This is a genomic window from Shimia sp. MIT1388 (genome assembly GCF_047124445.1).
Lineage (GTDB): Bacteria > Pseudomonadota > Alphaproteobacteria > Rhodobacterales > Rhodobacteraceae > Shimia.
This window is the reverse complement of record NZ_CP138921.1, coordinates 3339857-3365800: the sequence shown is the minus strand read 5'-3', so window position 1 is coordinate 3365800 and position 25944 is coordinate 3339857. Positions and strand designations below refer to the sequence as shown.

Annotated in this window: 26 protein-coding genes; 8 read left to right on the top strand and 18 right to left on the bottom strand. The window is 59.2% G+C overall.

Features of this window, described 5'->3' with window-relative positions; all coding sequences use genetic code 11:
* Nucleotides 1-11: 11 nt before the first annotated feature.
* A complete protein-coding gene (locus tag SIB92_RS16630) occupies nucleotides 12-623 on the top strand; it encodes a CDP-alcohol phosphatidyltransferase family protein (protein WP_412553086.1) in 612 nt (203 codons plus the stop codon).
* On the opposite strand, the gene SIB92_RS16625 is transcribed toward SIB92_RS16630, so the two are convergent.
* From SIB92_RS16625 to SIB92_RS16565, 13 genes are all read right to left on the bottom strand, one after another.
* On the bottom strand, nucleotides 599-1381 hold the full coding sequence (locus tag SIB92_RS16625) for a hypothetical protein (protein WP_412553085.1): 783 nt from the start codon (nucleotides 1379-1381) through the stop codon (nucleotides 599-601). The two genes, SIB92_RS16630 and SIB92_RS16625, sit on opposite strands and share 25 nt — an antisense overlap.
* Before the next feature lie 4 nt (nucleotides 1382-1385).
* Nucleotides 1386-3092, bottom strand: coding sequence for a cyclic peptide export ABC transporter (locus SIB92_RS16620; RefSeq protein ID WP_412553084.1), 1707 nt, complete (start codon nucleotides 3090-3092; stop codon nucleotides 1386-1388).
* A 137-nt stretch (nucleotides 3093-3229) separates the two neighbouring features.
* A complete protein-coding gene (locus SIB92_RS16615) occupies nucleotides 3230-5245 on the bottom strand; it encodes a cache domain-containing protein (protein WP_412553083.1) in 2016 nt (671 codons plus the stop codon).
* Nucleotides 5238-6626: a sigma-54-dependent transcriptional regulator gene (locus SIB92_RS16610; protein ID WP_412553082.1), complete on the bottom strand. Its 1389-nt coding sequence runs from the start codon at nucleotides 6624-6626 to the stop codon at nucleotides 5238-5240. The genes SIB92_RS16615 and SIB92_RS16610 overlap by 8 nt, the downstream gene beginning before the upstream one ends.
* Nucleotides 6627-6631: 5 nt before the next feature.
* Nucleotides 6632-6757, bottom strand: coding sequence for a hypothetical protein (locus SIB92_RS16605; protein WP_294116677.1), 126 nt, complete (start codon nucleotides 6755-6757; stop codon nucleotides 6632-6634).
* A 1-nt stretch (nucleotide 6758) separates the two neighbouring features.
* Nucleotides 6759-8057 carry a c-type cytochrome gene (locus tag SIB92_RS16600; protein WP_412553081.1) on the bottom strand — a complete coding sequence of 433 codons (1299 nt, stop codon included), beginning with the start codon at nucleotides 8055-8057 and terminating at the stop codon, nucleotides 6759-6761.
* 3 nt (nucleotides 8058-8060) lie between these two features.
* Nucleotides 8061-9218, bottom strand: a complete 1158-nt coding sequence (locus tag SIB92_RS16595; RefSeq protein WP_412553080.1) for a formate dehydrogenase subunit gamma — start codon at nucleotides 9216-9218, stop codon at nucleotides 8061-8063.
* 164 nt (nucleotides 9219-9382) lie between these two features.
* Entirely contained in the window at nucleotides 9383-9976 is a 594-nt protein-coding gene (gene fdh3B / locus SIB92_RS16590; protein WP_168590772.1) for a formate dehydrogenase FDH3 subunit beta, read from the bottom strand.
* Nucleotides 9977-9988: 12 nt separating this feature from the next.
* Nucleotides 9989-12883 (bottom strand): formate dehydrogenase subunit alpha, encoded by a 2895-nt coding sequence (locus SIB92_RS16585; RefSeq protein WP_412553079.1) that lies wholly within the window; start codon nucleotides 12881-12883, stop codon nucleotides 9989-9991.
* A 108-nt stretch (nucleotides 12884-12991) separates the two neighbouring features.
* Nucleotides 12992-13183 carry a ubiquinol-cytochrome c reductase iron-sulfur subunit N-terminal domain-containing protein gene (locus SIB92_RS16580; RefSeq protein ID WP_168590774.1) on the bottom strand — a complete coding sequence of 64 codons (192 nt, stop codon included), beginning with the start codon at nucleotides 13181-13183 and terminating at the stop codon, nucleotides 12992-12994.
* Nucleotides 13184-13234: 51 nt separating this feature from the next.
* Nucleotides 13235-13843 (bottom strand): molecular chaperone, encoded by a 609-nt coding sequence (locus SIB92_RS16575; protein WP_412553078.1) that lies wholly within the window; start codon nucleotides 13841-13843, stop codon nucleotides 13235-13237.
* 2 nt (nucleotides 13844-13845) lie between these two features.
* Nucleotides 13846-14505 carry a DUF3306 domain-containing protein gene (locus SIB92_RS16570; protein WP_412553077.1) on the bottom strand — a complete coding sequence of 220 codons (660 nt, stop codon included), beginning with the start codon at nucleotides 14503-14505 and terminating at the stop codon, nucleotides 13846-13848.
* Nucleotides 14502-15059: a DUF3305 domain-containing protein gene (locus tag SIB92_RS16565; protein WP_412553076.1), complete on the bottom strand. Its 558-nt coding sequence runs from the start codon at nucleotides 15057-15059 to the stop codon at nucleotides 14502-14504. Before SIB92_RS16565 ends, SIB92_RS16570 begins: the two co-directional genes overlap by 4 nt.
* 333 nt (nucleotides 15060-15392) lie before the next feature.
* Here SIB92_RS16565 and SIB92_RS16560 point away from each other — a divergent pair, with 333 nt between their 5' ends.
* Nucleotides 15393-17366 (top strand): 4Fe-4S binding protein, encoded by a 1974-nt coding sequence (locus tag SIB92_RS16560; protein ID WP_412553075.1) that lies wholly within the window; start codon nucleotides 15393-15395, stop codon nucleotides 17364-17366.
* Here the strand turns inward: SIB92_RS16560 and SIB92_RS16555 are convergent.
* On the bottom strand, nucleotides 17360-18118 hold the full coding sequence (locus SIB92_RS16555) for a hypothetical protein (protein ID WP_412553074.1): 759 nt from the start codon (nucleotides 18116-18118) through the stop codon (nucleotides 17360-17362). The two genes, SIB92_RS16560 and SIB92_RS16555, sit on opposite strands and share 7 nt — an antisense overlap.
* Before the next feature lie 79 nt (nucleotides 18119-18197).
* On the opposite strand from SIB92_RS16555, the gene SIB92_RS16550 reads away from it, so the two are divergent.
* From SIB92_RS16550 to SIB92_RS16535, 4 genes are read left to right on the top strand one after another with little or no spacing between them, the layout of a single operon-like run.
* A complete protein-coding gene (locus SIB92_RS16550) occupies nucleotides 18198-18398 on the top strand; it encodes a DUF6494 family protein (protein WP_168590780.1) in 201 nt (66 codons plus the stop codon).
* The gene (apbC, locus tag SIB92_RS16545; RefSeq protein WP_412553073.1) at nucleotides 18399-19463 is read left to right on the top strand and encodes an iron-sulfur cluster carrier protein ApbC; all 1065 of its coding nucleotides are present in this window, start codon (nucleotides 18399-18401) and stop codon (nucleotides 19461-19463) included. It begins immediately after the preceding gene.
* Nucleotides 19460-20185, top strand: coding sequence for a DUF4444 domain-containing protein (locus SIB92_RS16540; RefSeq protein ID WP_412553072.1), 726 nt, complete (start codon nucleotides 19460-19462; stop codon nucleotides 20183-20185). The genes apbC and SIB92_RS16540 overlap by 4 nt, the downstream gene beginning before the upstream one ends.
* On the top strand, nucleotides 20185-20664 hold the full coding sequence (locus SIB92_RS16535) for a DUF6505 family protein (RefSeq protein WP_412553071.1): 480 nt from the start codon (nucleotides 20185-20187) through the stop codon (nucleotides 20662-20664). The genes SIB92_RS16540 and SIB92_RS16535 overlap by 1 nt, the downstream gene beginning before the upstream one ends.
* A gap of 15 nt (nucleotides 20665-20679) precedes the next feature.
* Here the strand turns inward: SIB92_RS16535 and SIB92_RS16530 are convergent, their stop codons facing one another.
* The 3 genes from SIB92_RS16530 to SIB92_RS16520 are packed head-to-tail and all read right to left on the bottom strand — an operon-like array spanning nucleotide 20680 to nucleotide 22903.
* Complete coding sequence (locus tag SIB92_RS16530) at nucleotides 20680-21489, bottom strand: substrate-binding domain-containing protein (protein ID WP_168590784.1); 810 nt, start codon at nucleotides 21487-21489, stop codon at nucleotides 20680-20682.
* Nucleotides 21486-22205 carry an ATP-binding cassette domain-containing protein gene (locus SIB92_RS16525; RefSeq protein WP_412553070.1) on the bottom strand — a complete coding sequence of 240 codons (720 nt, stop codon included), beginning with the start codon at nucleotides 22203-22205 and terminating at the stop codon, nucleotides 21486-21488. The genes SIB92_RS16530 and SIB92_RS16525 overlap by 4 nt, the downstream gene beginning before the upstream one ends.
* Nucleotides 22199-22903 carry an ABC transporter permease gene (locus SIB92_RS16520; protein WP_412553069.1) on the bottom strand — a complete coding sequence of 235 codons (705 nt, stop codon included), beginning with the start codon at nucleotides 22901-22903 and terminating at the stop codon, nucleotides 22199-22201. Before SIB92_RS16520 ends, SIB92_RS16525 begins: the two co-directional genes overlap by 7 nt.
* A gap of 335 nt (nucleotides 22904-23238) precedes the next feature.
* Here SIB92_RS16520 and SIB92_RS16515 point away from each other — a divergent pair, with 335 nt between their 5' ends.
* The gene (locus SIB92_RS16515) at nucleotides 23239-24282 is read left to right on the top strand and encodes a TRAP transporter substrate-binding protein (protein ID WP_412553068.1); all 1044 of its coding nucleotides are present in this window, start codon (nucleotides 23239-23241) and stop codon (nucleotides 24280-24282) included.
* Between the two features lie 207 nt (nucleotides 24283-24489).
* The gene (gene cysK / locus SIB92_RS16510; protein ID WP_412553067.1) at nucleotides 24490-25554 is read left to right on the top strand and encodes a cysteine synthase A; all 1065 of its coding nucleotides are present in this window, start codon (nucleotides 24490-24492) and stop codon (nucleotides 25552-25554) included.
* Between the two features lie 55 nt (nucleotides 25555-25609).
* Here the strand turns inward: cysK and SIB92_RS16505 are convergent, their stop codons facing one another.
* On the bottom strand, nucleotides 25610-25897 hold the full coding sequence (locus SIB92_RS16505) for an HU family DNA-binding protein (RefSeq protein WP_168590788.1): 288 nt from the start codon (nucleotides 25895-25897) through the stop codon (nucleotides 25610-25612).
* Nucleotides 25898-25944: the final 47 nt, after the last annotated feature.

Genomic DNA, 25944 nt, shown 5'->3' with positions numbered 1-25944 from the left:
AGGACACCGCCATGATTGATGGCCTGATGAAATCCACCATCGACCCGCTGTGGGAAGCCATGGCCACCCCTTTGGTCAAAGCCCGCCTGACGCCCAATCAGGTCACCTTCATTGGTCTGGTGCTGATTTTTCTCGTATCGCTGGCCTACCTCTGGCACCAATCCCCCGCCCTTTATGGCGCAACCTTGATCGTGGCCTTTGTCTTTGACGCGCTGGACGGCGCAGTGGCCCGTCGCCGCAATATGTCCACCAAAGCAGGCGGCTATTTTGACGCCATGGTCGACCGCTACCAAGAACTCGCTGTGCTCGCCACGCTGGCGCATATGCATGACGCCTGGCCGCTGGCGCTGGCCTGTTTCTCCGGCTCGGTCATCACCTCCTACGCCAAAGCCCGCACCGCCATCGAAATGCCCGTGTCCAACACCGACTGGCCCGACTTTTTTGAGCGGATGGAGCGCGTGATCTACCTCTGTGCCATGCTGCTGCTCGCAGGCCTGCTCGGGGACACCGCCATCCTCTGGGGCCTCGCCGGTTTTGCCATCCTCGCCCATGTCACCGCGCTACAACGCGCCCGCCGTGCCACACAAATGCTGCGCGCTCAGGACGCCTCCAGCGACGAATAACCCACACGGCCGCGCTTCCACACGCGCCACATGTCCGGCGCATAGCTCATCATGTAAAACAGGAACGAACTCAACAGGAACAGCTCGGTGCTGACATAGGCCCAATAGACCTCATAGCGCAGCGCCTCTGGCGCATAACCTTTGCCCAGAAACAGGCACAAATACACCAGCCCAAGCACAATCGGCACCCAGACAAACCTCCGCCGCCAGCGCGCAAACCGCGGCGACCAGATACGCCCGGCCACCTGCCCCTCCGCTCCCAAACCCGCATAGGCCCGCGACAGGATTTCCCCCGCGACCACCACAAAGGCCTGTGAGAAGAAGAACAGATAGCTGCCCGCCATATGCTGATCGCGAAAATCCGGAAAACGATACTGGCTCAGGATCACCATGCCCACCGAGGCCATCGCCTGAAGCGTGATCAAAATCCAGGTCACCAGCGTGATCTTCAGCGTCACCTGCCCGCCAAGCTTGAGTGCCCACCAGGTGGACACAATCAAACAACTGACCCCCACAAACAACAGCGGCGCACTCAGCAAAAGCCAATCGGCAAACGGCTCGCCAATGCGCGGGTCGGCAATCGATTCACTGATCGTAGAGGGCCGATCGGCGGCCTTCTCCGGGTAAAACGCCGCAAATTTCCAGCGCGCCGAATACATCTGCACGTTCACCACCACGGTCACAAAGCTGGTGGTGATCAGCGCTACCAACATCGCCAGCCCCGTGGCCCGGCTTGGCGCCTCTTGTGATAAAGTCATTAACTCAAACCTCTTTGCGGCGCGGCATACGCTCATCTGACACGATGCGCCCCGCGTCCATTTTGATCAAGCGATCACATTTCCCAAATTGGTGATCATCATGTGTCACCGCCAAGACAAGCCGCCCGGATGCTGAGAGTTCCGGCATCAACACGTCATAAAAGAACGCCCGATTGGCCGGGTCCTGATCGGCGGCAAATTCATCCAACACAATGATCGGCCGCTGCTCTGCCAAAGCCACAGCCAGTGCCAAGCGGCGGCTTTGCCCGGCCGACAAGGTGGTATTGGAGAACTTGTCGCCCAACAACTGCACCCGCTGTGCCAACCCCAGCTGCGCAATGCGGGTGTCCAATTCACCCAATTCCGCGTCGGTCAGGCCATAGGCATGATCAAACAGATGGTACTGCGCAAACACCGCCGAAAACAGCTCGCGATAGCTGGCGGTTGTGCTGTCCGTCAGCGCCGCGCCATCCAACGTGATTTCTCCCACCTCCGGATGCCGCATCCCGGTGATCAGCGACAAGAGCGTGGTTTTGCCAGAGCCGTTGCCCCCGCAGATGAACACCGTTTCTCCGGGGTGGAAAGTCAGGTCAATCGGCCCCAGATGAAACGGCACCACGCCGTCCCGTGCCTCGCCAACATTGGCCTTAACCCCACGCAGTGCAATTTCGTCAAAGCTCTTGCGCAGCTCAGGCGCCGCCGCCAGCGCCAAACTCTGTGCCGCACTCAACTCTGCCTCCACAGCTTTGATCTTGTAAAAACTGTTCTCCGCCCGGCTCAAAACCGGCAGCGTGTTGAACACCAGCTCCGTGGGTCCATTCACCAGAAAGATAATGGTCAGCACCTGAAACATCACAATTGCATCGCCGCCTTGCATCTGCGGCAGCACAATCACCACAAAACACATCAACAGCGCCACAGCGACCTGCCCGCCGCCGGTGCTGGCCGCAAACAGCCGCTCGGAGCGCATCTTGTGGGCCACCTGCGCCGCGATCACGTCTTTGGTTTCCGCCTCCAGCGCCTCGCGCCGACTGGCCCGCAGCCGCAACTCTTTCCAACCGCCCAACATGTCGCTGACCCGGTCACAATAGGCGGCAAAACTGTCGGACGCCTTTAGGGCCCAAACCCGCGCGGGGCCGTCCATCAGGGCAAAGCCAATCCCACCCAGCGCAATTGCGGCGACGGCGGCCACACCGGCAATCCAACTGACAAAAAACAGGTAGGGAATGGCAAACAGCAGCACGATCGCTGCGCCGATCGCCTCCACCAGATGGATGACGGCCTGCGCCAGTTGGTTCACTTCGGCTGTCATCGCGCCGTAGACTTTACCGTGCCGCCCGGAGATCAGGAAATCGATGTTGGCCCGCAGAAGAAGCTCGGACAGGCGAAGACGCATCTGCGCCTCAATACGGGTGATCAAAGTGAAGGCCCGCACCTTTTGCAGGTACGCCGACACCACCATGCCTGCCGCACAGAGCAGCAAAAGCCAGACCGACCAGCCCAGCCCCTCGGCATGGCTGCGCGCGGTTTCGTTGATGGCAAAGATCATGCCTGCGCGGCTCACGCCGGAGATCAGCGTCAGGAACACAATCGGGTCGCGCAGGCCCAGACCAGCGTCCAACAGGAACCGCGCCACCTCTGCCCGCTGCCGCAAAACCTCGGCCGCACCCGGCTTACCGGCGCTGTCTGATTTATCCGCGTCTGAATTCATGTCTAAAAAATTTGGCCTTCACGCCCCTGCGTTAACGGTTTTGCCCGCAAAACTGCCACCTCCGCAATACAGTCGCGATACCGACACAATACCGACGTTGCAATTTTGGACCGGTTTTGAGGCTTTTGCCCTGAGTCTCAGGCCGATGTCGCAGGGAACCACACGCGGAATTCCGTGCCTTGGCCAACAACGCTGTCCGCCTCAATTTCCCCGTCGTAGCGCTCCACCAGCTTGCGCGTGATCGACAGCCCCAAACCGGTGCCTTCGCCTTGTTTTGTTGTGAAAAACGGGTCAAAAATCCGGGTCAGCAGCTCCGGCGCCATACCCACACCGGTGTCTTTTACAAAAACCAAAACCCCTGCTTTTCCATCCCGTTCCTCGTCCAGTGCCCCCACGGTCAGATCGCCACCATCCGGCATGGCGTGGATCGCGTTGACCATCAGGTTGATCAGGATTTGTTGCAGCTCCGTGCGGTTGATCGAGATTGCCTTAATGCTTTCAAGCTCCAGCGCCAGCGCGATATGCCCTTTGCTCAACAAATGCTGCACCAGGGGTAGCGTGTCGGTAATGATGTCAGCCGGGCGATGCTCCTCGCTGCCTTCGGCATATTCATCTGGCCGCGTGAACTGTAAGAGCTTGTTCACAATCAAGAAAATCGAATGCGTCTGCTCATCAATCAGCCGTAACTCAGTCTTCACCAGGTCTGCATCGTCGCCCAATTGCACCCGCAAAACATCCAGATTGCCCTGAATCACCTGCACAGGATTGTTGATCTCATGCGCAATCCCGGCCGCGATCTCCCCCACAGCGGCCAATTTCTCCGACACCACCAACTGCTTGGACGTCGCCTCAAGCCGCCGATTGGCCTCTTCCAAGTCCCGCGTCCGCGCCACCACCCGCCGCGTAAGCTCCCGATCTCGCTCCTGAATTTGCTCCAACAGGTTGTCCATTTGCGCCGCAACACGGCCAATTTCACCGCCATCCTCAACCCGCGTCCGCGCGTTCAGGTCGCCCTCCTCCACACGCCCAATGGTCCGCACCATGCGCTCCAGAGGCGCAAAAATCTGCCGCGCCCAACGCAGGAAAATTGGCACGGAAATCAGAATGATAACCACAAAAGCAACGGCAAAGGTCAGGATGGTCGAGAACTTCGCATCACGAAACGGCTGATCCAGAAATCCCACATAAAGCATGCCAACCCGCTGGCCAAAGCTGTCGATGATCGGCTCATATGCCGAGATGTACCAGTCGTTCACCACAAAGGCCCGATCCAGCCACACCTCGCCGCGTTCCAGCACGGTTTCATAGACCGCCGCCGACACCCGTGTGCCCAAGGCGCGCTCGTCCTGAAACAGGCGCACATTGGTGGAAACCCTTACGTCTTCTAGGAAAAGTGTCGCCGTGCCCTGGCTGCCTTCGGTCAAGCTCGCAGTTGGATAGACCAGATCGTTGATTGTATCGATAAAGGTCAGATTGCGGTTCAGCAACACGCCCCCAACCAGCGCCCCGCTGCGCCCGCTGCCTTCCACCGGCGTGGCGGCATGCACAACCATGCCTCGGGTTTCTTCTGTACGTTCCGTGGGCACGGCCGCCTGCGTGGGCACCAGATTGATCCGCGCCTTTTCCGCAAGGTTGTCAGAGACTTGACCGAGATCGAACTCGCTAAAAATATCAATCTGCGCCGAGCCTGTGCCGGCCAATGCCTGCGACACCACAGGCCATTTGGTGAGCCCCATATCATCGACAAACCGCGGCGAAGACCACACCGCACCGTCAGCGTTGATGTAGTAGAGAAAGTCGAGACCCATCTCGGCTTTCTTGTTGTCCAGAAGCGTCAGAACCGCATTGCGGTCTTGGGACACCACGCGATCCACAAAAGCCGAGCTTTCGGCCAAGGCCTGCATCCGCAGGTCGCTGTTTTCCAACAACTGGCTGAGGTATTGCTGGGCAATGGTGAGCTCACCATTCACCTTTGCAATCAACAGGTTGTCAAACCGCGAGGACCAGTTGACCGCCGTTACAATGAAGAACAGCGGCATAATCACCAGTGTTGGCAAAAGGGCGATGGCCAAGAGGCGCATCCGCACCGATGCGCCACGGCGCTTTGGTGGCGCCTGACGGAGAGGTTCGTGAGACTCTGAGGTCTCAGTCATTCCACATCGCACATTTGCGGTCGATGGTTTTGCGCGAAATGCCCAAACGACGCGCTGCCTCTGCCCGGTTCCCATCACAGGCATCCAACACGGTCAGAATATGCCGCCGCTCCACCGCCGCCAGGCTGTCCACAGCCTCAACTTCTGCGTCCGATCCGCCTGCCGCAAACTCAGAGGCCCATTCGCCCACGATCAGGGAGCGTTCGATAAGGTTGCGCAATTCCCGCACGTTACCGGGCCAGTCATAGCGCGCCATATTGAGCAAAACGCCCTCGGACAGGGTCAGGGGCGGCACCCCCAGGGACTTGGAAATCTGCTGAATGAACATCAGCGCCAGCTCCTTCAAATCCCCGTTGCGGCTGCGCAGCGGTGGCATCTGAATGTTGAGCACATTGATCCGGTGATAGAGGTCTTCGCGCAGACGCCCTTCCTGCACCGCCGCCTCCATGTCCGCATTGGTGGCAAACAGGAACCGCAGATCCAACGGCACTTCGCGTGACGATCCGACAGGGCGGATTTTGCGCTGTTCAATCACCCGCAAAAGCGCGGCCTGTACCGGAAGCGGCAACTCCACAATCTCGTCGAGATAGAGCGTGCCGCCATTGGCGTTCATAAACACCCCGTCGTGGCGCACCGTGCGCCCACCGGCATCCTGGCGGATATGACCAAACAGCTCGTGTTCGATCATGTCCCCGGCAATGGTGGCGCAATTGATGGGCACAAAAGGCTTTTCTGCGCGTGGCGACATCATATGGATCGCCCGTGCACAGACCTCTTTGCCAGTGCCCGTATCTCCGGTCAGCAAAACCGGGGTTGGCAAAGGCGCAGCCCGCGCCATTGTCGCGCGAATTTTCTCGATCTCCGGCGAACTGCCCAACAGGCGCGAGCGCACTTGCTCATTGCCCGAGGCCAGCTCATATTTCAGCAGGTAGTTTTCCCGCCGCAAGTTCACCCGATCAACACAGCGCGCCACAGCGTTGAGAATCTGATTGGAACGGAACGGCTTCAGAACAAAATCCACCGCCCCCGCGCGCATCGCCTCAATCGCTGTGTCCATATCGGCAAAAGCGGTGATCAGGATCGTATCGGCAAAGAACCCCAACTTGCGCTGTTCGCTGAGCCACTCCAACCCCGTGGTGCCTGGCATCACGTTGTCCAAGATCACAATGTCAAAGTGGTTTGCGTCCAAAAGCCGGCTGGCAACCTCGGTATTGGCCGCCTGCTCTACGCGGGCGACCACAGGTTCCAGAATTTTCACAATAAAATTCCGTATGCCCGGCTCATCATCAACCACCAGCACAGAGGCCGCAGACAGCCCCATGCCAAATTCGGAAGACGCGCGGTCTTTGCTCCGGGTTTGTGGTCGCTCAAGTTGGTTCATTTATCTTAGTCCAGTCGTACGGAAGGTCCGCTGCCCGCTTCTGTACTGGAAAAGCCCAGGGTGTGCAGCCCGTAATAGGCCACAACAGAAATCCCTGCGACGGTTACACAGGCTAGCAAAAAAGTTTTCATCTCAGTCGTCCTTGATGTCGCTGTAAGTCCGCAGATACTCGATGAGATCTGCACGATCCTCGGCGCGGGCGATGCGCTGAACTGGCATTTTTGTGCCCGCAATATACACGTCTGGTCCCAAATCAAAAAGCGCATCAATGGTTTGCGCGGACCAGACAATGTCAGATGTCTGTAACGTGTCGGAATAGCTGTAGTCGGCCACGGCCCCGGCACGGCGGCCAAACACGTTTCTAAGCGTTGGCCCGGCGCGGCGCGCGCTGTCCCCGGTCAACGTGTGGCAGATGGAGCATTTACGCTGGAACTGGCGCTCGCCATTTGAGGCACTGTCGGTGCCATTCAGGAAGGTACGGTCCTGTTCCACCATGCGCGGCGCGTCCTCCTGATCGGACAGGGGCCAGCTGTACATCGCGTCATCCAGCCCACCTGCGTGCACATTGTCCCCGTCTTGCGAGAACGCCAGCGCCCAGATCGGGCCGCGATGGGTGGCACGAAAATCATTGGCAATGGACCAGTCGCTGGTGTTGAGCAGCAGGATGTAGCCTTCACCGTCTCCCACCGCCAAGGTTTGCTTTTGTCGGTCAGTGGCCATGGCCAGGATTGGTCGGCGCTCTAGCGTCACGTCTTTGATCAACGCGGCGGACTGCACATCCACAACCTTTGTCACACCGTCCACAGCGCCATAGGCCAGCCAGCCCGCGCCCTCGTTAAGGACCAGCGTGTTCACGCCAAACCCGTTGGACAGGAACAACTGATGCAGATCGCCTGTCGCCACGTCGTAGATGCGGATCTTGCCGTCGGATGCGCCCGTGTAAAGCAGCGTTCCGTCAGTTGAGAACGCCACATCATTTACGTTGGCCCCGACCTCGATGAAACGCGGCTCAGCGCTGCTCAACGACCAAAGGCCAACCGTGCCGTCCCAACTCGCGGAGGCCACCATTTTCTGATCATCTGACACGCGCACCGACATCACTTTGCCCTTGTGGCGTCCAAGCTCCTGCGATGTCCCGGAGGCCAAATCCCAAAGACGGACTGCAAAATCATCACCACCGGACACGGCTGTGGTGTCATCAACAAAGGCCACCGTGTTCACCGCCGCCTCGTGACCGTCCAACCAAATAGGCGCGCGCCCAGACCAAAGCCCAAGCGCGTTATCAAAGCTGGCGGTCAGAATACGCTGCCCATCGGGCGACACGGCGATCCCTTTGATGGGACCGCCATGGCCTTCGAGGGTGAAAAAATCACCCGCCAGCGTTGCTGCTGGCCACAGCAAGAGTGCCAGAAGTGGCGCCCACACCCGCATGGGTCATTCCGCAGGTGTGGCGTTGTCCGGCGCAGCCTCTTTGGCTTTGGCCATCTCTTCATCATACCAGATGGAGTGGTGCTCTTTGGCCCACTGCTCATCCACTTCACCGGTTGCCATGGTCTCAAGCGCGCCTTCCATGCCGACGCTGCCGAGATAGATGTGCGCGATGATGATGCCGATGAAGACAAAGGCGACGATGCCATGCCACAGCTGCGACAGCTGCATCTCTTCATAGGGGCTTAGAACCTCTGGCAGAGGGGCCCCCATGATCAGGTTTGGCAGGCCGGTCATGTTGAGGATCTGGAAGGTCTTGGCGAAGACCGACACCTCAAAGGGGAACAAAAGCGCCACACCGGAGAGGGAGATCGAGAAGCCAAGGATGATCACTGACCAGAATACGATCTTCTGACCAGCGTTGAATTTTTTGGCGGGCGGGTGCACGCCTTTGGAAAACAGACCGCCAGCTTTGGCCATCCATTTGATGTCGCCACGGTCGGGAATGTTGTGCTTCACCCACATGATGAAGACAAACACCAGGCTGATCATGAAGGCCCAGGAAATGTTGTTATGCACCCATTTGCCCGCTTCGGCGATGCTGGCATAAGCTTCATGGCCCATCCACGGCAGCAAGAACTTGCGCCCAGCAATCAGGTAAATCCCGGTCAGGCCCAAAAGAATAAAACTCACCCCCATGACCCAATGGCAGAAGCGCTCAAAGGCGACAAAGCGGATAATGTTGCGGCCGGTCTTTGGTCCGTCGATCAGGATTTTGCCACGGTAGAGGTAGAAGGCCAGAATGACGACAATCATGCCGCCCAGAAACCACAGGCCATAGGTCAGCAGCGGCCCTTCGCGGAAAGACAACCAAGCCATGCCAGAATCCTGGATTAGAAGGCCGGACGTTGGTCCACGCGCGGCTGTCCGGGTATCGGCACTGCCATAGCGCAGCGCGCGGAACACATCCGCGTCCGAGGCTGTGCCGCGTGTGCTGAGTTGCCCCATCAACGCCTCGACATTGCCTTGGCCGGTTGCATCCCGACGGAAGCTGTCATCCAGCTTTTCGCCGCGTTGGCGGGCCATAATGTCTTCCAGCGTCTGAGCCCCACCCGTCGCGGAGCGATCTGGCGCCTCTTGTGCAAAACCAGGCAAAGCCAACATAAAACTTAGTGCAATCCAAAGAAGCGCGCGCATCACATCCTCGATGTTTGAATAGTCATAGCGGCCCTTTCCCTCTGGAAAGCCGCCGCATCTCGTTTGAGACAAGTGTGTCTGATGTATCGGCGGCGCGAAGATCCGCGCCGCCAATTTAGTGAAAGCAGGCCTTAGCCGCCTTTCTGTTCGTAGGCTGTACCCCAGCCCCAGGCACCGGTGCCAAAGCCGCGCGCCACAACACGCTCACGGTAGATCGCGGACACAACGTCCCCGTCACCCGCCAGCAGCGCTTTGGTGGAGCACATCTCGGCGCAGAGAGGCAGTTTGCCTTCTGCAATCCGGTTGCGGCCGTATTTGGAGAATTCCGCGTTGGAGTGGTTCTCCTCCGGGCCACCAGCACAGAAGGTACATTTGTCCATCTTGCCACGGCTGCCAAAGTTGCCTGCCTGCGGGTACTGCGGCGCGCCAAACGGACACGCGTAGAAGCAGTAACCACAGCCAATGCAGAGGTCTTTGGAGTGCAGCACGACACCTTCTTCGTTCTGGTAGAAGCAATCCACCGGACAAACGGCCATACAAGGCGCGTCGGAACAGTGCATACAAGCCACCGAGATAGAACGCTCACCCGGCGTACCGTCGTTGATGGTTACAACGCGGCGACGGTTGATGCCCCAAGGCACCTCGTGCTCGTTCTTACAGGCCGTGACGCAGGCGTTACATTCAATGCAGCGTTCGGCGTCGCAGAGAAACTTTGCTCTTGCCATTTCTCTTCCTCCTTAAGCGGCCCAGATTTTGCAGAGAGTTGTTTTTGTCTCCTGCATCTGTGTCACGCTGTCATAGCCATAGGTTTGTGCCGTGTTGGTGCTTTCACCCAACACATATGGGTCGGCGCCTGCTGGGTATTTGTCCCGCAGATCCTTCCCTTCGAAGTGACCGCCAAAGTGGAACGGCATGAAGGCAACGCCTTCGCCAACCCGCTGGGTGACCATGGCCATAACTTTGACCTTGCCGCCCTCTGGACCTTCCACCCAAACTTGCGACCGGTCACGAATGCCCAGATCGTTCGCATCACGCGGGTTGATCTCGACAAACATGTCCTGCTGCAGTTCAGCCAGCCATGGGTTGGAGCGCGTCTCTTCGCCGCCACCCTCATATTCCACCAGTCGACCGGACGTCAGGATGATTGGGTAATCCTTGCTGAAGTCGTTCTTCTGGATGGACGCATAAAGCGTTGGCAGACGATAGGCATGCCGGTCTTCGTAGGTCGGATAGTCTTCGACCAGATCGCGACGTGGCGTGTAGAGCGGCTCGCGGTGCAGCGGCACCGGATCCGGGAATGTCCACACAACTGCACGGGCCTTTGCGTTACCAAACGGCGCACACTCGTGCTTGATCGCAACCCGCTGGATACCGCCGGAGAGGTCGGTTTTCCAGTTGGTCTTCGGACCAGCCACAGCGTCAATAGCTGCACGCTCTTCATCCGTCAGATCACCGTCCCAACCCAGGTCCATCAGCATCTGCATGGTGAACTCTGGATAGCCGTCCTGGATCTCGGAATCGAGGCTTGCTACGCCTTCCGCCAAGAGGTTCTGACCGTCACGTTCCACACCAAAGCGGGCACGGAAGGTCAAACCACCCTCAGAGACACGTTTGGACATGTCATAGAGGTTTGGCGTACCCGGGTGGTTCATCTCCGCAGTACCCCAGCACGGCCAAGGCATACCGTAGTAGTCACCATCTGCTGGACCACCATTTGCCTTCAACGTGGTCCGGTCGAAGGTGTGCTGGTTTTCCATGTGCAGCTTGATGCGCTCAGGAGACTGACCGGTGTAACCGATGGTCCACATACCCCGGTTGAACTCGCGCGTAACGCTTTCGATGTTCGGGGTGTTTTCGTCTTCCATCTCGATATTGCGGAAGAAACGATCGGCCCAGCCAAACTTGTTGGCGAACAAACCCATGATTTCGTGGTCTGTTTTGCTCTCAAAGAGCGGTGCCACAACCTGATCGCGCCACTGGATGGAGCGGTTGGATGCGGTCACAGAACCACGGGTCTCAAACTGGGTACAGGCCGGCAGCAGATACACGCCGTCGGTGCGGTCATGAAGCACGGCGGAAACGGTTGGATACGGGTCAACAACGACCAGCATGTCCAGCTTTTCCATCGCGGTTTTCATCTCGCGACCACGGGTCTGAGAGTTTGGCGCGTGGCCCCAAAGCACCATGGCCCGTACGTTGTCCGGGTTATCCATGTTCTCTGGATCTTCAAGCACACCATCGATCCAGCGCGACACCGGAATACCAGTGAGGTTCTGAAGCGACTTCTCTTTGCCGTCCGCAGCGGTGGTTTTGGCAAACTGGCCGCTCAGCCATTCGCCATCTTCTTCCCACACGCGGCCCCAGTGCGCCCAGGCGCCTTTGGACAGGCCGTAGTAGCCTGGCAGAGTGTGGCTCAGAACACCAAGGTCAGTTGCACCCTGCACGTTGTCGTGGCCGCGGAAGATGTTGGTACCGCCGCCCTCTGTGCCCATGTTGCCAAGAGCCAGCTGCAGAATGCAGTACGCACGGGTGTTGTTGTTACCGTTGGTGTGCTGCGTACCACCCATACACCAGATCACGGTGCCTGGACGGTTGTTCACCAGCTGACGTGCCACACGACGCAGTTGCTCACCAGGAGCACCGGTCACGCGTTCCACTTCTTCTGGATTCCACTGACGTACTTCGTCGCGGATCTGGTCCATGCCCCAAACACGGGTGCGGATGAACTCTTTGTCTTCCCAGCCGTTTTCGAAGATGTGCCACAGAATGCCCCAAACCAGCGCCACATCGGTGCCGGGACGGAAGCGCACATATTCATCCGCATGTGCCGCAGTCCGCGTAAAGCGGGGGTCACATACGATCAGCGGTGCGTTGTTGCGCTCTTTCGCGCGCAGCACGTGCAACAGGGAAACCGGGTGGGCTTCTGCCGGGTTGCCGCCGATGATGAAGATGGCTTTGGAGTTGTGGATATCGTTGTAGGAGTTGGTCATGGCGCCGTAGCCCCATGTGTTCGCAACACCCGCAACAGTGGTGGAGTGACAGATACGCGCCTGGTGGTCCACGTTGTTTGTGCCCCAGTAGGCCGCAAACTTACGGAACAGATACGCCTGTTCGTTGTTGTGCTTGGCCGAACCCAGCCAATAAACACTGTCAGGACCGCTTTCTTCGCGGATCTTCATCATGCCGTCGCCGATCTCGTCGATCGCCTGTTCCCAGCTGATGCGCTTCCACTCACCACCCTCTTTTTTCATTGGGTACTTCAGGCGGCGTTCACCGTGGGCGTGTTCCCGCACCGATGCGCCTTTGGCACAGTGGGCGCCGAGGTTGAACGGGCTGTCCCAACCAGGCTCTTGCCCGATCCAGACACCGCTTTGCACTTCGGCTACAACCGTACAGCCCACAGAGCAGTGGGTACATACGGATTTCACAGTTTGAACGGCAGTATTGGCGGCGTCTTGCGCCTGCGCCTGAGTAACGGTGCCTCCGGTGGCACCAATCGCTGCCAGACCGCCAATGGCGAGTCCTGAACCGCGCAAAAATGTACGGCGGTCCACAGCTTTTTCAGCTGCGACAGACAGGATACTTGTCCGCTGGGGGCGTCGCGCAACCCCGTTGGTCTTTTTCCTAAGCATTCTTTCCTCCCTTGCTGCCCCGTTTCTCGGGACTGGCTCGGTTAGTCTCAAATCCTGACCGGTGGGCGTCACGCAACCGGTGGTCAGGGGCGGGATGATAACGTCCGATTAGAACCGGGCGCTGTCGAGATATGCGCGGGTGTGCGCGGTGTCCTGCATCTCGGTGCGGGACAGATCAGCTGGCTGGGCCTGTGCCGCGTCAGGCGACATGGCAACCACTGCTGCGGCTGCCGGGGCTGCTGCTGTTGCGAGCTTCAGAAAATCGCGCCGGCTGGCACCTTTTTCCTCTGGCTTGCTCATGGCGAGCTCCTTGTTTTGGGTCGGTCGGGGTCCGACAGTTACAATCGACGTTTAGTCCGCCCCCATGCGGAACGCCTGTGTTTCAATCTCTAGGAAGGCTTTGCCCACGGTGCCCACCGGCGCGTAGAACACCGAGTTCTGCGCCGCTTCCAGATCGGAGAAGAAGTGCTCCGCCCAGGCGGCGATATGGGTAAAGAAGAAGTCCTTCTGCTTTTGCAGCGGCACCGGCTCGCCAAAGCGCCCCCGGATCATGCCCGCCATCATCTCCAGCAGGCTGGCGATGTTGTCTTCGGGCTCATAGACGTTGGGTGCGCGGGTGATGCGCAGCGCCGCCATATCAGCCCGCAGCGAGGCCAGCGGTTTCTCGTTCAAGAAGCCAGTCAAGTAGTAAGACGCAAACGGCATCAGCTCGCCGCGGCCCAAACCAATGAACAGCGCGTTGAATTCGCTTTCCACAGCGGTGGCGTTGGTCGCCTTGGCCACACGGGCCAGTGTGCTGATCGCCTTGCCAAGATCGCTGTCATCGCCGCTCAACGCGCTGGCGTGCTGCAACAGGTCTTTGCTTGGCGGGTTGGCCATAAGGGCGGCCAGAAAATCATAAAGATCCGCGCGCAGCAGATCCTCTTCGGCAACTTGGGTATCGGTGACGGCTTGGCTCATCGCTATGCCCTCTCTTCAGGTATGTCAGATGCGGCAAATTCAAACCGCATACGGCGACGCAGCGGCGCAACGGGAAGCGCCTCTGCGTCTGGGATTGGTTCAGTTGGAGCTTCAGCTTCGGCCACAACTTCCACTGGTGCAACCTCTGCCAGCTCGGTCTCTGCGCTCTCGTCAGAGCCCTCAACCAATGCTGCCTCAGTTTGCACCTCAAACTCTTCGAGCGATACGCGACCTTCGGCCAAGGCTTTGGCCTCTTCTTCCTGTCGCGCCATCTCCTGCACATGCGCCAACATGCCTTTGCCCACCTGATAGGTGGTCTGCATCGCCTCAACGACCATGGCGCTGTCGGTGAAGTCCTGACCGTAGTCCACCAGATCATCGACATTGGCCAACACCGGGTTGGTCAGCCACAGCTTGCGCAGCGCTTTGCGACGGATGCGTTCCGGCACGGCTTTGCCCAGGAACACAGAGAAATCATCGCCTTGCTGCATTTCTTCCGGATCGGGCAGATCCAACTCTGCCAGAATTTCCGCGTCAGGCTTTTCTTCCAATTCGGCATGGGCTTCGGCCAGCACCGCCTGTTCCTCGGCACGCACCTCGGCTTCGGCTTCTGCCGCCACGGCCGCCTTACGGCGGGCCCAGAAATCGCCCCCGCGGCTCAATGTGGCCTCCCGGTGCGCGGCGCGCGGTACACATCGCTCAGCTGGGAGATACGCGCATCCCCACGGCCATCTTCCACCAGGTCAATCCGCTTCTTGTCGCGGCGGCGCTTCACAAAGGTCTCTTCTTCGTGGTGCTCTTCGACAAAGTCTCGCAGAAAAGCCACAAGCCCTTCCGGCATCGGCACCAGTTCCAACAGCTCTTCGCCGCTGTCGGCGTAGTCCTGGAATTCATAGGCGGATGCCGTTGCCAGAAGCACCTCGTACGGCCGCTCCGCATCGCCGTCTTCCGCCTCACGCATCACCACGCCAATAGAGGGCACGCGCGCGGTCAGGGTTGTCAGATAGGCTTCGGTGTCGGTGTGCCACAGCTCCAGCGGCACAGTTGCGGCATGATACTCCACCGCATCGCCTTCTTCGCGCATCACACGCCAATCCGCCTGCGCCGCACCCGGAAGCACGCCAACAGCTTGCCACGCAAATTTCGCCCAGCGGTTGGCCGAGGGCGTTCTGCGGATCACGATGCCCAACGGCAATGATACCGGCGCTTGGCGCATGAAGTCGTTTTCCTCCCGTGTCCACGCAGTCGTCTGAAAATTTTTTTCGCGGACATGTTTAATGTCGGCGCTTTCCTGTGCCTTGCCAAAGGAAAACGCAAAAGCAGGGCATTTCGGGCAAAAAACTGGACATTTTGGACAGTCAAAACCTGCCGCTAGGTCACGCATGGACAGATTGTCCATTTCACCCAAAAACCAATAGAATCACTTGGTTTTTTGAGGCGCGCGAATCTGGCGATTCGGAGCCGCCCGAGGGCTTTACCCAGAAGCAGAAACATGCATTTCTGACGCAAATCTACGGCCTGCCATCAGGCCATCTTTGGGGAGGAAATCATGTCTAAGACATTGATTTTGTGTGACTGTTCGAAAAGTATGCCATTGAATACAGAGGCCTTCGACTCTGTTGGCACTGTGAAATGCTCCAAAGTGAACACCCCCCTCGGTGGTGCAGAGATGCAGACCGCCGCACAGCTTTTGCAATCCGCCGAAGACCCGTCGACAACCTGTGTCACCTGCACCCAGGAACAGACCTTCTTTGCGGAACTGGCGGACGAATTGTCCCTGCCTGAACCCACCTTTGTCGACCTGCGCGATCGCGCAGTCTGGTCAGATGAAGGCGCGGAAGCCGGCCCCAAATCCGCCGCCCTTTTGGCCGACGGTTTGCGGGCTGCCCCGGCCACCAAAACCTTCGACATCACCTCCGAAGGGCTCTGCCTGATTGTGGGTCCGGAAGAGGTTGCCCTCTCTGCCGCACGCCAGCTGAAAGACTTCTTGAGCGTCACCGTTCTCCTCGCGCCCGGTTCCGACGCGCCAGAAGATCGCGACTTTGACGTTGTCGCCGGTCACCTGAAAAAAGCCGCCGGTGCGCTGGGGAATTTCTCCGTGGAGATCGACGCGCTGCAGCAAGTGGACACGTCCGGACGCGGCGCAGCAATCTTTGGTGAGCCCCGCAACGGCGCCAAAACCACCTGTGACATCCTGCTGGATCTGCGCGGCGAGACACCGCTCTTCCCAGCGCCGGAAAAACGCGAAGGCTATCTGCTGGCGGACCCAAAGAGCCTGCCTGCCACCCACGCCGCCATTCTGGAAGCCTCTCATCTGGTCGGCACCTTTGAGAAACCGCTCTATCTGGCACTGGAACCCAGCATCTGCGCCCACTCCCGCGCCGAACAAGCCGGGTGCTCCAAATGTCTGGACGTTTGTCCCACCTCCGCCATCCGGCCTGCGGGTGACCACATCGACATTGACCCCAACATCTGCGCCGGTTGCGGGTCCTGTGCAGCGCTCTGCCCATCCGGGGCCATCACTTATGACGACCCACCGGTCAGCGCGCTCTTTGCCCGCATCAACGCCCTAGCCGAAGCCTACCGCAGCGCTGGTGGCGAGGCCCCGCGTCTCTTGGTGCACGACCGCGCATTTGGCGCAGAGCTGATCGCATTGGCCGCCCGCCACGATCGCGGCTTGCCCGCCAAAGTGATCCCACTGGACCTCGAACGGGTGAGCGGCTTCGGCCACGCCGAAATGCTGGCCGCGCTTTCAAGTGGCTTTGTCGGTGTGGACGTGCTCGCCGCGCCAACAACGGACCGTGGCGCGCTCGACAGCGAACTTTTGCTGGCCCAAGCGCTGAGTGGCGACAGCGACGCCCTACGCATTCTGGCCCCAGAAGAACCATCCGCGCTTTGTGATGCCCTCTATGGCGCCTCCAGCAACCTCAAAGACATTGCGCCGGTGCTGCCGCTTGGCAACCGCCGTCAGGTCACCCGCCTCGCTGTAAAAGCGCTGCGCGGTGAACAAGCTGAGCCGCTGCCTTTGCCGGAAAACGCCCCATATGGCGCGGTGCTGGTCGACAAGGACGCCTGTACCCTCTGCCTCTCCTGCGCCTCTCTCTGCCCGGCCGGCGCCTTGGGCGACAACCCGGACAAGCCACAGCTGCGCTTCCAGGAAGACGCCTGTCTGCAATGTGGTCTCTGCACCCATGTCTGCCCGGAAAACGCGATCTCTTTGGTGCCACAATTCAACACCTCCGACGCGGCGCTGTCGCAGCAGGTGGTGCATGAAGAAGAGCCGTTTGAATGTGTCGAATGCGGCACGCCGTTTGGGGTGAAATCCACGATCGAGCGCATTGTCGAGAAGCTCGAAGGCAAACACGCGATGTTTGCCACCTCCGACGCGGCTCGCATGATCCGCATGTGTGACGACTGCCGTGTGAACGCCCAATTCCACCGGGAAAACAACCCGCTGGCCGGTGGCGAACGCCCGAAGGTACGCACCTCGGAAGACTACTTCAGCAAACGCCGGGATCACTGATGCGCGATGGGCGACCCCAAATCTGCCGGATCCATGGTTGCGGTGTAGGCCACGATGTTCTCCAGCTCCTCCAACGTCAAAGTGACGGGGCTGATTGGGGACGGGCGGGTCTCGTCAAATGGCTCGGTCACGTCCGGAATGATGGTGAAAGACGGATGCGGGTTCAGCGCATAAAACGCCCAGAACCGCTCCATCCAGTCATCCAGGCTGCGCAGCACTGCAAAGCTGGGCGTGGAACCAATGCCGTTCATCCGGTTGGCCTCGCCCACCACATGACACCGCCCACAAGCGCTCAGCGCCAAATCCGCCCCGCGCGCTGCGTCGCCTTCCAGTTCGATCGCCTCTTCCACCTCCGCCACCACAACCGGCGCTTCAAACACCGCTTGGCCGTCTTTCTTGAAGCTCAGAATGGTACGTCGACCGACATCGCCGGTCAGCCAAGCGGCCAACGTGGCCATATGCGGATCGTCGGAAACATGCACCGTCAGGCCATAGTTGGTCCCGCCACGCGAGAACACCGCCTTATCACCGTTTTCGATCAGGCTGCCTGCAGCATCTCCTTCGCCAACGACGGTCACCCGAACGCCGTGTTTCAGGGTGAAGCGCGGCAACATGAATTTGACAACACCGCTGTCCTGCACCTCCGGCGCGACCAGCAAGGTTGTGGTTTTGCCTTGCGCCCACACGAGGCTGGCGACACAAATGGCCGCCACAGCCGTACACACACCCATCAGAGACCGAAAAAAATCCATGACACAAACCTAGGCCTGCGCCGCGGCATGCGTCAACATGGACCCAAGTAGAATGCCCTAGGCAGAAGGAAATCCACCTATGAGCGAAGATTTTAACATGAGCATGCGCAAGTTCCTCAAGCAGGTTGGCGTGACCAGCCAGCAAGCGATCGAGGACGCCATGCGCACCGCCGGGGCCGAGGCCACCGAGGGCAAAGAGTTCACCGCCAAAATGGTGCTGACCATTGATGGCCTGGACATGGAGCATGTTGTCACCGGTCAGATCAAAGGGCGTGGCTAAATGGCAAACCGCGACGATATTCTGAACGTACTCAAAGGCTTCACTGATCCCGCCTCTGGCTCCGATCTGGTGGCCTCCGGAATGGTCCGCGCGCTGAACGTGGACGGCGGCGAAGTCCGCTTTGTGCTGGAAATCGACCCGGCCCGCGCCCAAGCCATGCAGCCGATGAAAGTCGAGATCGAAGACAAGTTGAACGCGCTGGACGGCGTGGAGAGCGTCTCCATCGTGATGACAGCCCACTCCGCTTCCAAGCCGCCCCCCGATCTCAAGGGCTCCCGTCCAGCAGAGCCACAAGGCCCGCAGAAAATCCCCGGCATCGACCGCATTCTCGCCGTGGCGTCGGGCAAAGGTGGCGTCGGGAAATCCACCGTGTCCGCGAACCTCGCAGCTGCCTTGGCCGCTGAAGGTCGCCGCGTTGGTTTGCTCGACGCGGATGTTTACGGCCCGTCCCAGCCCCGCATGCTGGGCGTCTCTGGCCGACCGTCGAGCCCCGATGGCAAAACCATCCTGCCGATGCGCAACCACGGTGTGACCATGATGTCGATTGGCCTCATGACCCGCGAAGAAGAGGCCGTGGTTTGGCGTGGCCCAATGCTGATGGGCGCGTTGCAGCAGATGCTCAATCAGGTGCAATGGGGCGCGCTGGATGTGCTGATCGTCGACCTGCCACCGGGCACCGGCGACGTGCAGATGACCCTCGCGCAAAAGGCCGAGCTGACCGGTGCACTGGTGGTCTCCACCCCTCAAGACATCGCGCTTTTGGATGCCCGCAAAGGCATCAACATGTTTGAGAAACTCGGTACGCCGATTGTGGGCATGATCGAAAACATGAGCACCCACATCTGTTCCCAATGTGGCCACGAAGAGCATGTCTTTGGCCATGGTGGCGTGGCCGCCGAAGCCGAGAAACTTGGTGTGCCGCTGCTGGCAGAAATCCCGCTGGCGCTGGACATCCGTGTCGCTGCCGATGGTGGCGCGCCGATTGTGGTCTCCAAGCCGGAGTCGACCCAAGCGCAATCCTTCCGTGCCCTCGCGCGTCGCCTGATCGAGGACGGCAACGCATGAGTGACGCCCCGCAGTTCCCACCGCTTTTTGAAGGGCTCGCGCTGAGTGGCAGCGCGGACCCTTTTGCCAAAGCCAAGACTCAAGCGATCATGGGATGTGACGCGGGGCTTGTGGTCTACAACCTCGCCGCAGATCAGCTGCGCGCCGCTATTGTCTTTGCACCCGAGGTGCCGTTGACCGAAGCGATGCCCGTGCTGATCAGCTGCGCCATTGGCTTTCAAAACGCCCTTGGCGCATTGGCCCCGCCCGAGGTTGCGGTGCATCTGGATTGGCCTGGTGGTATCTTGGTCAACGGTGCCCGCTGTGGTCGGATGCGCGTCGCAGCCTCCACGCAAGAGGCGAGTGAAGTGCCAGACTGGCTGGTGGTTGGCCTGGAATTGCCCCTGATCCCTAAGGATTCGGAAACGCCCGGTGCGACACCGGACCAAACCGCGCTTTATGAGGAAGGCTGTGTGGACGTCACACCTGACACGCTCTTGAGCGCATGGGTGCGGCACACGCTGGTCTGGGTCAACCGCATGGAAGACGAGGGGCTCAAACCGCTCAACACCGAATGGCGCGGCCTGGCCCACAACCTCGGTGAAGAGGTTGAATGGGCCTTTGGCACCGACACAGAAGCCGGCACTTTTGTTGGCACAGACGAACACTTTGGCGCGCTCCTGCGCAGCGGCGAGGACACCCGCCTGCTGCCCCTCAGCCGCCTTTTAGAAGGAGACAGCTGATGCTTCTGGCACGTGCGATCCACTTTGATGAAAGCGACCAACGGGTCTACTTCAACCCGGCCCGCACCGGTGAATGGGCGATCAGCGGTGGGTTTGAGTTTTCCAACTGGTCCGAGGCGGATCTGACTGGCAAGGCGCGTCAGGCGTTTGCCAATGGCTGGCTGGGTGTGGAAACCTTTGGCCGCGTAACTTTTGTCGCGGTCACCACCATCGAGCCGGCAGAGGTCGAAGCCCTCACCGACGCGCTCGCTCAGCATTTTGTGGATGTCTACGGTGCGCCGTCTTTGGAGGCTGCGCGTCCGGTGGCGTCCGAGGAGATTTCCCATATGGCCGATCTCTGCGCCGAACATGAAGCCAACACGCTTCTGACTGTGGCTCGTGAACTCACCGACGCCGGTGTGAAAGAGCAATTCCGCAGCATTGCGCCAGCGGAAGCCGAGTTGGAGCAATTTGCAGTGCACGTCTCCCCAGACGAGTGACGTGCACCAACAGGTTTACTGTTCCGCGTTGAAGATAAACAGGCGGCCACCTTTCAAAGTGTAGCCGTCGATCAATTCTTTGGCGCGGTCACTCACCAGCCAGGCTTCCAGCTTCTGCGCCAGTTCTGCCTGCACGTGGCCGTGCTTCTCCGGGTTCACCGGAATATAGGCATACTGGTTGAACAGTTCCGGATCGCCAGAATACAGCAGCGCCAGATCGCCTTTGTTGCCAAACTTGAGCCAGCTTGCGCGGTCGCTCATGATGTAGCCGTTCATGCCAGACGCGGTATTCAGGGACGCGCCCATACCGGCACCGGCTTCCTTGTACCAATCCACGGAGCGGGCATCCGCATCCACACCGGCCTCTGCCCAGAGCGACAGCTCTTTCTTGTGGGTGCCGCTGTCGTCACCGCGGCTCACAAACGCAGCCTTGGTTTCGGAAATCGCGGACAGTGCCTGCACTACGGTTTCGGACTCAGCGATTTTGGCAGGATCGGCATTGGGGCCAATCAGCACAAAATCGTTGTACATGATCTCACGACGGTGCGTACCGTAGCCGCCCGCAACAAACGCTTCTTCCGCCTTCTTGGAATGCACCAGGATCGCGTCCACGTCCCCAGCCTCGCCCAGACGCAGGGCCTGACCGGTGCCAACCACCAAAAGCTGTACTTCCAGCCCCAGGTCTTTCTGGATTTCTGGCAACAGAACATCCGACAGGCCCGAGTTGTGGAACGAGGTTGTGACCGCCATCTTCATGGTGTCTGCCGTTGCCATCACACTGCTCAGTGCAAAGGCCACCGCGGCAAGCGTTGTACCAAACTTCATTCGACTATGTCTCCTTTAAGAAATGCGCGCGCTTCACTTGTTTTAGGTGAGGCAAAAAATTCCGCTGCAGGTGTCTGCTCCAGAATTTGGCCGTGGTGGATGAACCAAACATCCTCCGCCAGCCGCCGTGCCTGACCAATGTCGTGCGTGGACATCACCACGCGTGTTCCCTCTTTGAACGCCTGCATCAGCAGCGTCTCAAATTCCCGCGTCGCCCGGCCATCCAGATTGGCGCAGGGCTCGTCAAGGAACAGAATTTCTGGTTTGCGGATCAAGGCCCGCGCCAGTGCCAGCTTCTGACGCTCTCCGCCAGACAGCACCGTGGCCTGTTTTTGCGCACTGTCAGCCAAGCCGACACGCTCCAGCCACTCCGCCGCACGGGACCGAGCCTCCTTTTTGGACACCCCATGTGTCATCAGCGGATAAGCCACATTGTCCAGCGCCGTGCGCCGCATCATGATTGGGGACTGGAATACAAAGGCCTGTAGCGCGCGGGCATCTTCTTCGGGGATTTGCCATTGAAGTGATCCCCCGCCGGACACACGCTCCATGCCGTGCAACAGGCGCAACAACGTGGTTTTCCCGGCCCCATTTGGCCCCATCACTATCGACAGGCCGCTGTCACTCACCGTGGTGCTCACCGGCCCCAATAAGGTCTTGCCGCGTCGGCGCACCACCGCATCTGTCACATTAAGAGGGAGAATAGAGGTCACCATCGGCCACTCACCTCCGTCCGCGATAAGGTGTGGATCAACAGGTTCACCAGCACTGCCAAACCAATCAGTACAAAACCCAAAGCCAAGGCGAGAGAGAAGTTGCCCTTGCCGGTCTCCAGCGAAATCGCGGTGGTCAAAACACGGGTCGCATTATCGATGTTGCCACCCACGATCATGATCGCGCCCACCTCACCAATACCGCGGCCAAACCCGGCCAGCGATGCGGTCAAGAGCGCCCGACGCCCGTCCCACAACAACGTCGCAATGCGCTGCCAGCGGGTGGTGTTCAGTGAAATCAGCAGATCGTGATACTGCGCCCAAAGCTCGCGAATGGCCTGATGGGCAATCGAGGCAATCAGCGGGGTCAAAATGATCACCTGCGCGATGATCATCGCGGTCGGGGTGAACAACAACCCAAACACGCCAAAAGGTCCAGCCCGCGACAGCATCAGATAGACAATCAGACCCACCACAACCGGCGGCAGGCCCATCAGCGCGTTCAGAGTCGCAATCACAAGCCGACGAAAGCGGAACCGTCGTACCGCCAACCAACAGCCCAGCGGCAAGCCGATGGCAGAGGCAATCGCCACCGCGGTCAGCGTCACGCGCAAGGAGCGCAGCGAAATCTCGATCAGATCCGCATCAAATGTAACGATCAGTCGGCCCGCTTCCAGCAGGCCTGCCAGTAATTCATTCATGCAACCGCTCTGGTGCCCCTCCCTATGGCCACCGCATTCGGCGGCCAGACAGTGCCGCGTGTCTGGCAGTGTCGCTCATTGTCATTGTGCCATTTCGCCGCTGAGGCAATAGGGCGGATTTAATTTGTGAATTGAGGGTAACTTACCCCATGTGTTTGGCGCAAATTGTCCACCCAGCCGACCACCAAAATGTCATTTTGTCCCAAGCGTTTTAGGCAGGATTAGAGCGTAAAAACAAAGAAACATGTCCAACTGGTCAAATTTCCCTTGGCAGGACGCGCTGCATCAACAACACTCTTCTCAATTGGGAGAAAAGACTAATCGGGAGGACCCTCATGACCCTGCGCAAACCTATTGCCAAACTACTCGCCGCCGGCGCTGCCATGGCGCTCAGCGCCACCACCGCGCTGGCCCAAGACGTGACCCTGCGCATGCACCAGTTCCTGCCACCGCAGGCCAATGTGCCAAAGCTGATTCTGGACGTTTGGGCAGACGCAATTGAGAAAGACAGCGAAGGCCGCATCAAGATCGAGCGCTACGCTGCCATGTCTCTGGGTGGCAAGCCCCCGGAACTGATGGACCAAGCCATTGATGGCGTGGCCGACATCGTCTGGACCGTGGTGGGCTATACCCCGGGCCGCTATCCATCCACCGAAGTGTTTGAACTGCCCTTCATGGTCGAAGACGCGCGCGCGGGCTCCTACGCCTATGCCAAAATGTTTGACACCCATATGAAGGACTCCGAGTTCAAGAACCTAAAGATCTTCGGCACCTGGGTGCATGGCCCCGGCATGTTCCACACCAACGCGCCTGTGACCACGCCGGATGACCTCAAAGGTATGAAAATCCGTGGCGGCTCCCGTCTGGTGAACGACCTGTTGAAACAAACCGGTGCGTCGCCAATCGGTATGCCTGTGCCTGCAGTGCCAGAAGCACTGTCCAAAGGTGTGATCGACGGCACCACAATCCCATGGGAAGTGACCGCAGCCCTGAAAGTGCCAGAGCTGGTCGGCAACCACACCGAGTTTGAAGGCAACGCGCTCTACACGCTGACCTTTGTACTGGCGATGAACAAAGACCGTTATGAGTCCATGCCGGACGATCTGAAAGCTGTCATGGACAACAACTCTGGCGTTGAGTTCTCCATTTTTGCTGGCGGTGTGATGCAGGACATGGACGCGCCTGCCCGTGATCTGGCAGTCGCTCGTGGCAACAACATCGTGACTGTGTCTGCGGAAGACGCTGCCAAGTGGGCCGAGGTGGTAGAGCCGATCTATGCCACCTGGATTGCCGACATGGACAAGCGCGGCATCGACGGTCAAGCGCTGATCGACGAAGCCAAGGCACTGATGGAAGAGTACAAAAAGAACAACATGTAACTCTGACTTTCGCGAACAAGATTGGCCGCAGCTTCGCGCTGCGGCCTTTTTTGTTTTCCGTCACGCGCCTGACAAAAAACGCCGTCACCCTAATTTTCGCGGGCCAGATGACTCGTTCTTATTTCCGCCCGCGACTTTCTCAGGCCTACCGTTTTTGGCAAACGCCGCTTAGCTTGAATTGTGAAAGTACCAGTAAAGGAGGCGCCCATGCCCCGCCAAACTCAAGGCCGCGGCCGCCGCTATGACAGCATTCTGGACACGGTAGGCGACACCCCTGTTGTCCGCCTGAACCGGATTGCCCCCAAACATGTGAACATGTTTGTCAAATTCGAAGCCGCCAACCCGGCGGGCTCCGTGAAAGACCGTCTTGCGCTCAACATCATTGAGGCCGCGGAAAAAGACGGCCGCCTGAAACCCGGTCAAACCGTAGTAGAAGCCACCTCGGGCAACACCGGCATCGGCCTCGCCATGGTCTGCGCCGCCAAAGGCTACCCCCTGGTCATCACCATGTCTGAGGCTTTCTCGGTGGAACGCCGTCGCCTGATGCGCTTCCTGGGTGCCAAGGTTGTGCTGACACCCAAAGCCCAAAAAGGCTTTGGCATGTACAAGAAGGCACAAGAACTGGCCGAGCAAAACGGCTGGTTCCTCGCCAGCCAGTTTGAGACCGCGGACAACGCGGACATGCACGAACACACCACCGCAAGGGAAATTCTCAACGACTTTACCGACACATCTCTGGACTATTGGGTCACCGGCTACGGCACCGGCGGCACCGTCGCAGGGGTGTCCCGTGTGCTGCGCCGCGAAAGCCCGGACACCAAGATCATCCTGTCTGAGCCCGCCAACGCCGCGCTGGTGGACTCTGGGTACGTCAACACACGCGACGACGCCAATCAGGCCACCGAGAGCCATCCGGCTTTTGAACCGCATCCCATCCAGGGCTGGACACCAGACTTCATCCCTTGGGTGCTGCAAGAAGCGCTGGACAAAGGCGGCTACGATCAGCTGATCAAAACACCTGGTCCGGACGGCATCCAGTGGTCGCAACGCCTCGCCGCCGAAGAAGGCATTCTGGTGGGTATCTCTGCCGGCGCCACACTGGCCGCCGCCATTGAAGTCGCGCAGACGGCTCCGGAAGGTGCCAACATCCTTGTGATGCTGCCCGACACCGGGGAGCGCTACCTGTCAACGCCGCTGTTTGAGGGCATTGCTGAGGGCATGTCCGACGAAGAGATCACCATCTCCCACTCCACGCCCAGCGCGCAGCTGTAAAAACAAAAAGGGTCGCTCAAACGAGCGACCCTTTCCGTAACAATGATCAGAGCGATCAGCCGTTCACGCTGTCTTTCAGCGCTTTGGCGATGGTCATTTTCACAACCTTGTCCGCGTCTTTCTTGATCTGCTCACCAGTTGCCGGGTTGCGAACCATACGCTCAGGACGCTCACGGCAGTAGATTTTGCCAACGCCTGGCAGGGTCACAGCGCCACCAGCGGAAACTTCGCGGGTGATCAGTGCACAAACGGCTTCCAGAGCTGCGCCTGCGGATTTCTTGTCAGAGCCCATATCTTCGGCCAGCGCGGCAACGAGTTGGGTCTTGGTCATCGGTTTTGCCATTTCAGGTCTCCATTAGTCTGCCCGATTACTTGGGCCTCACGCCCGGC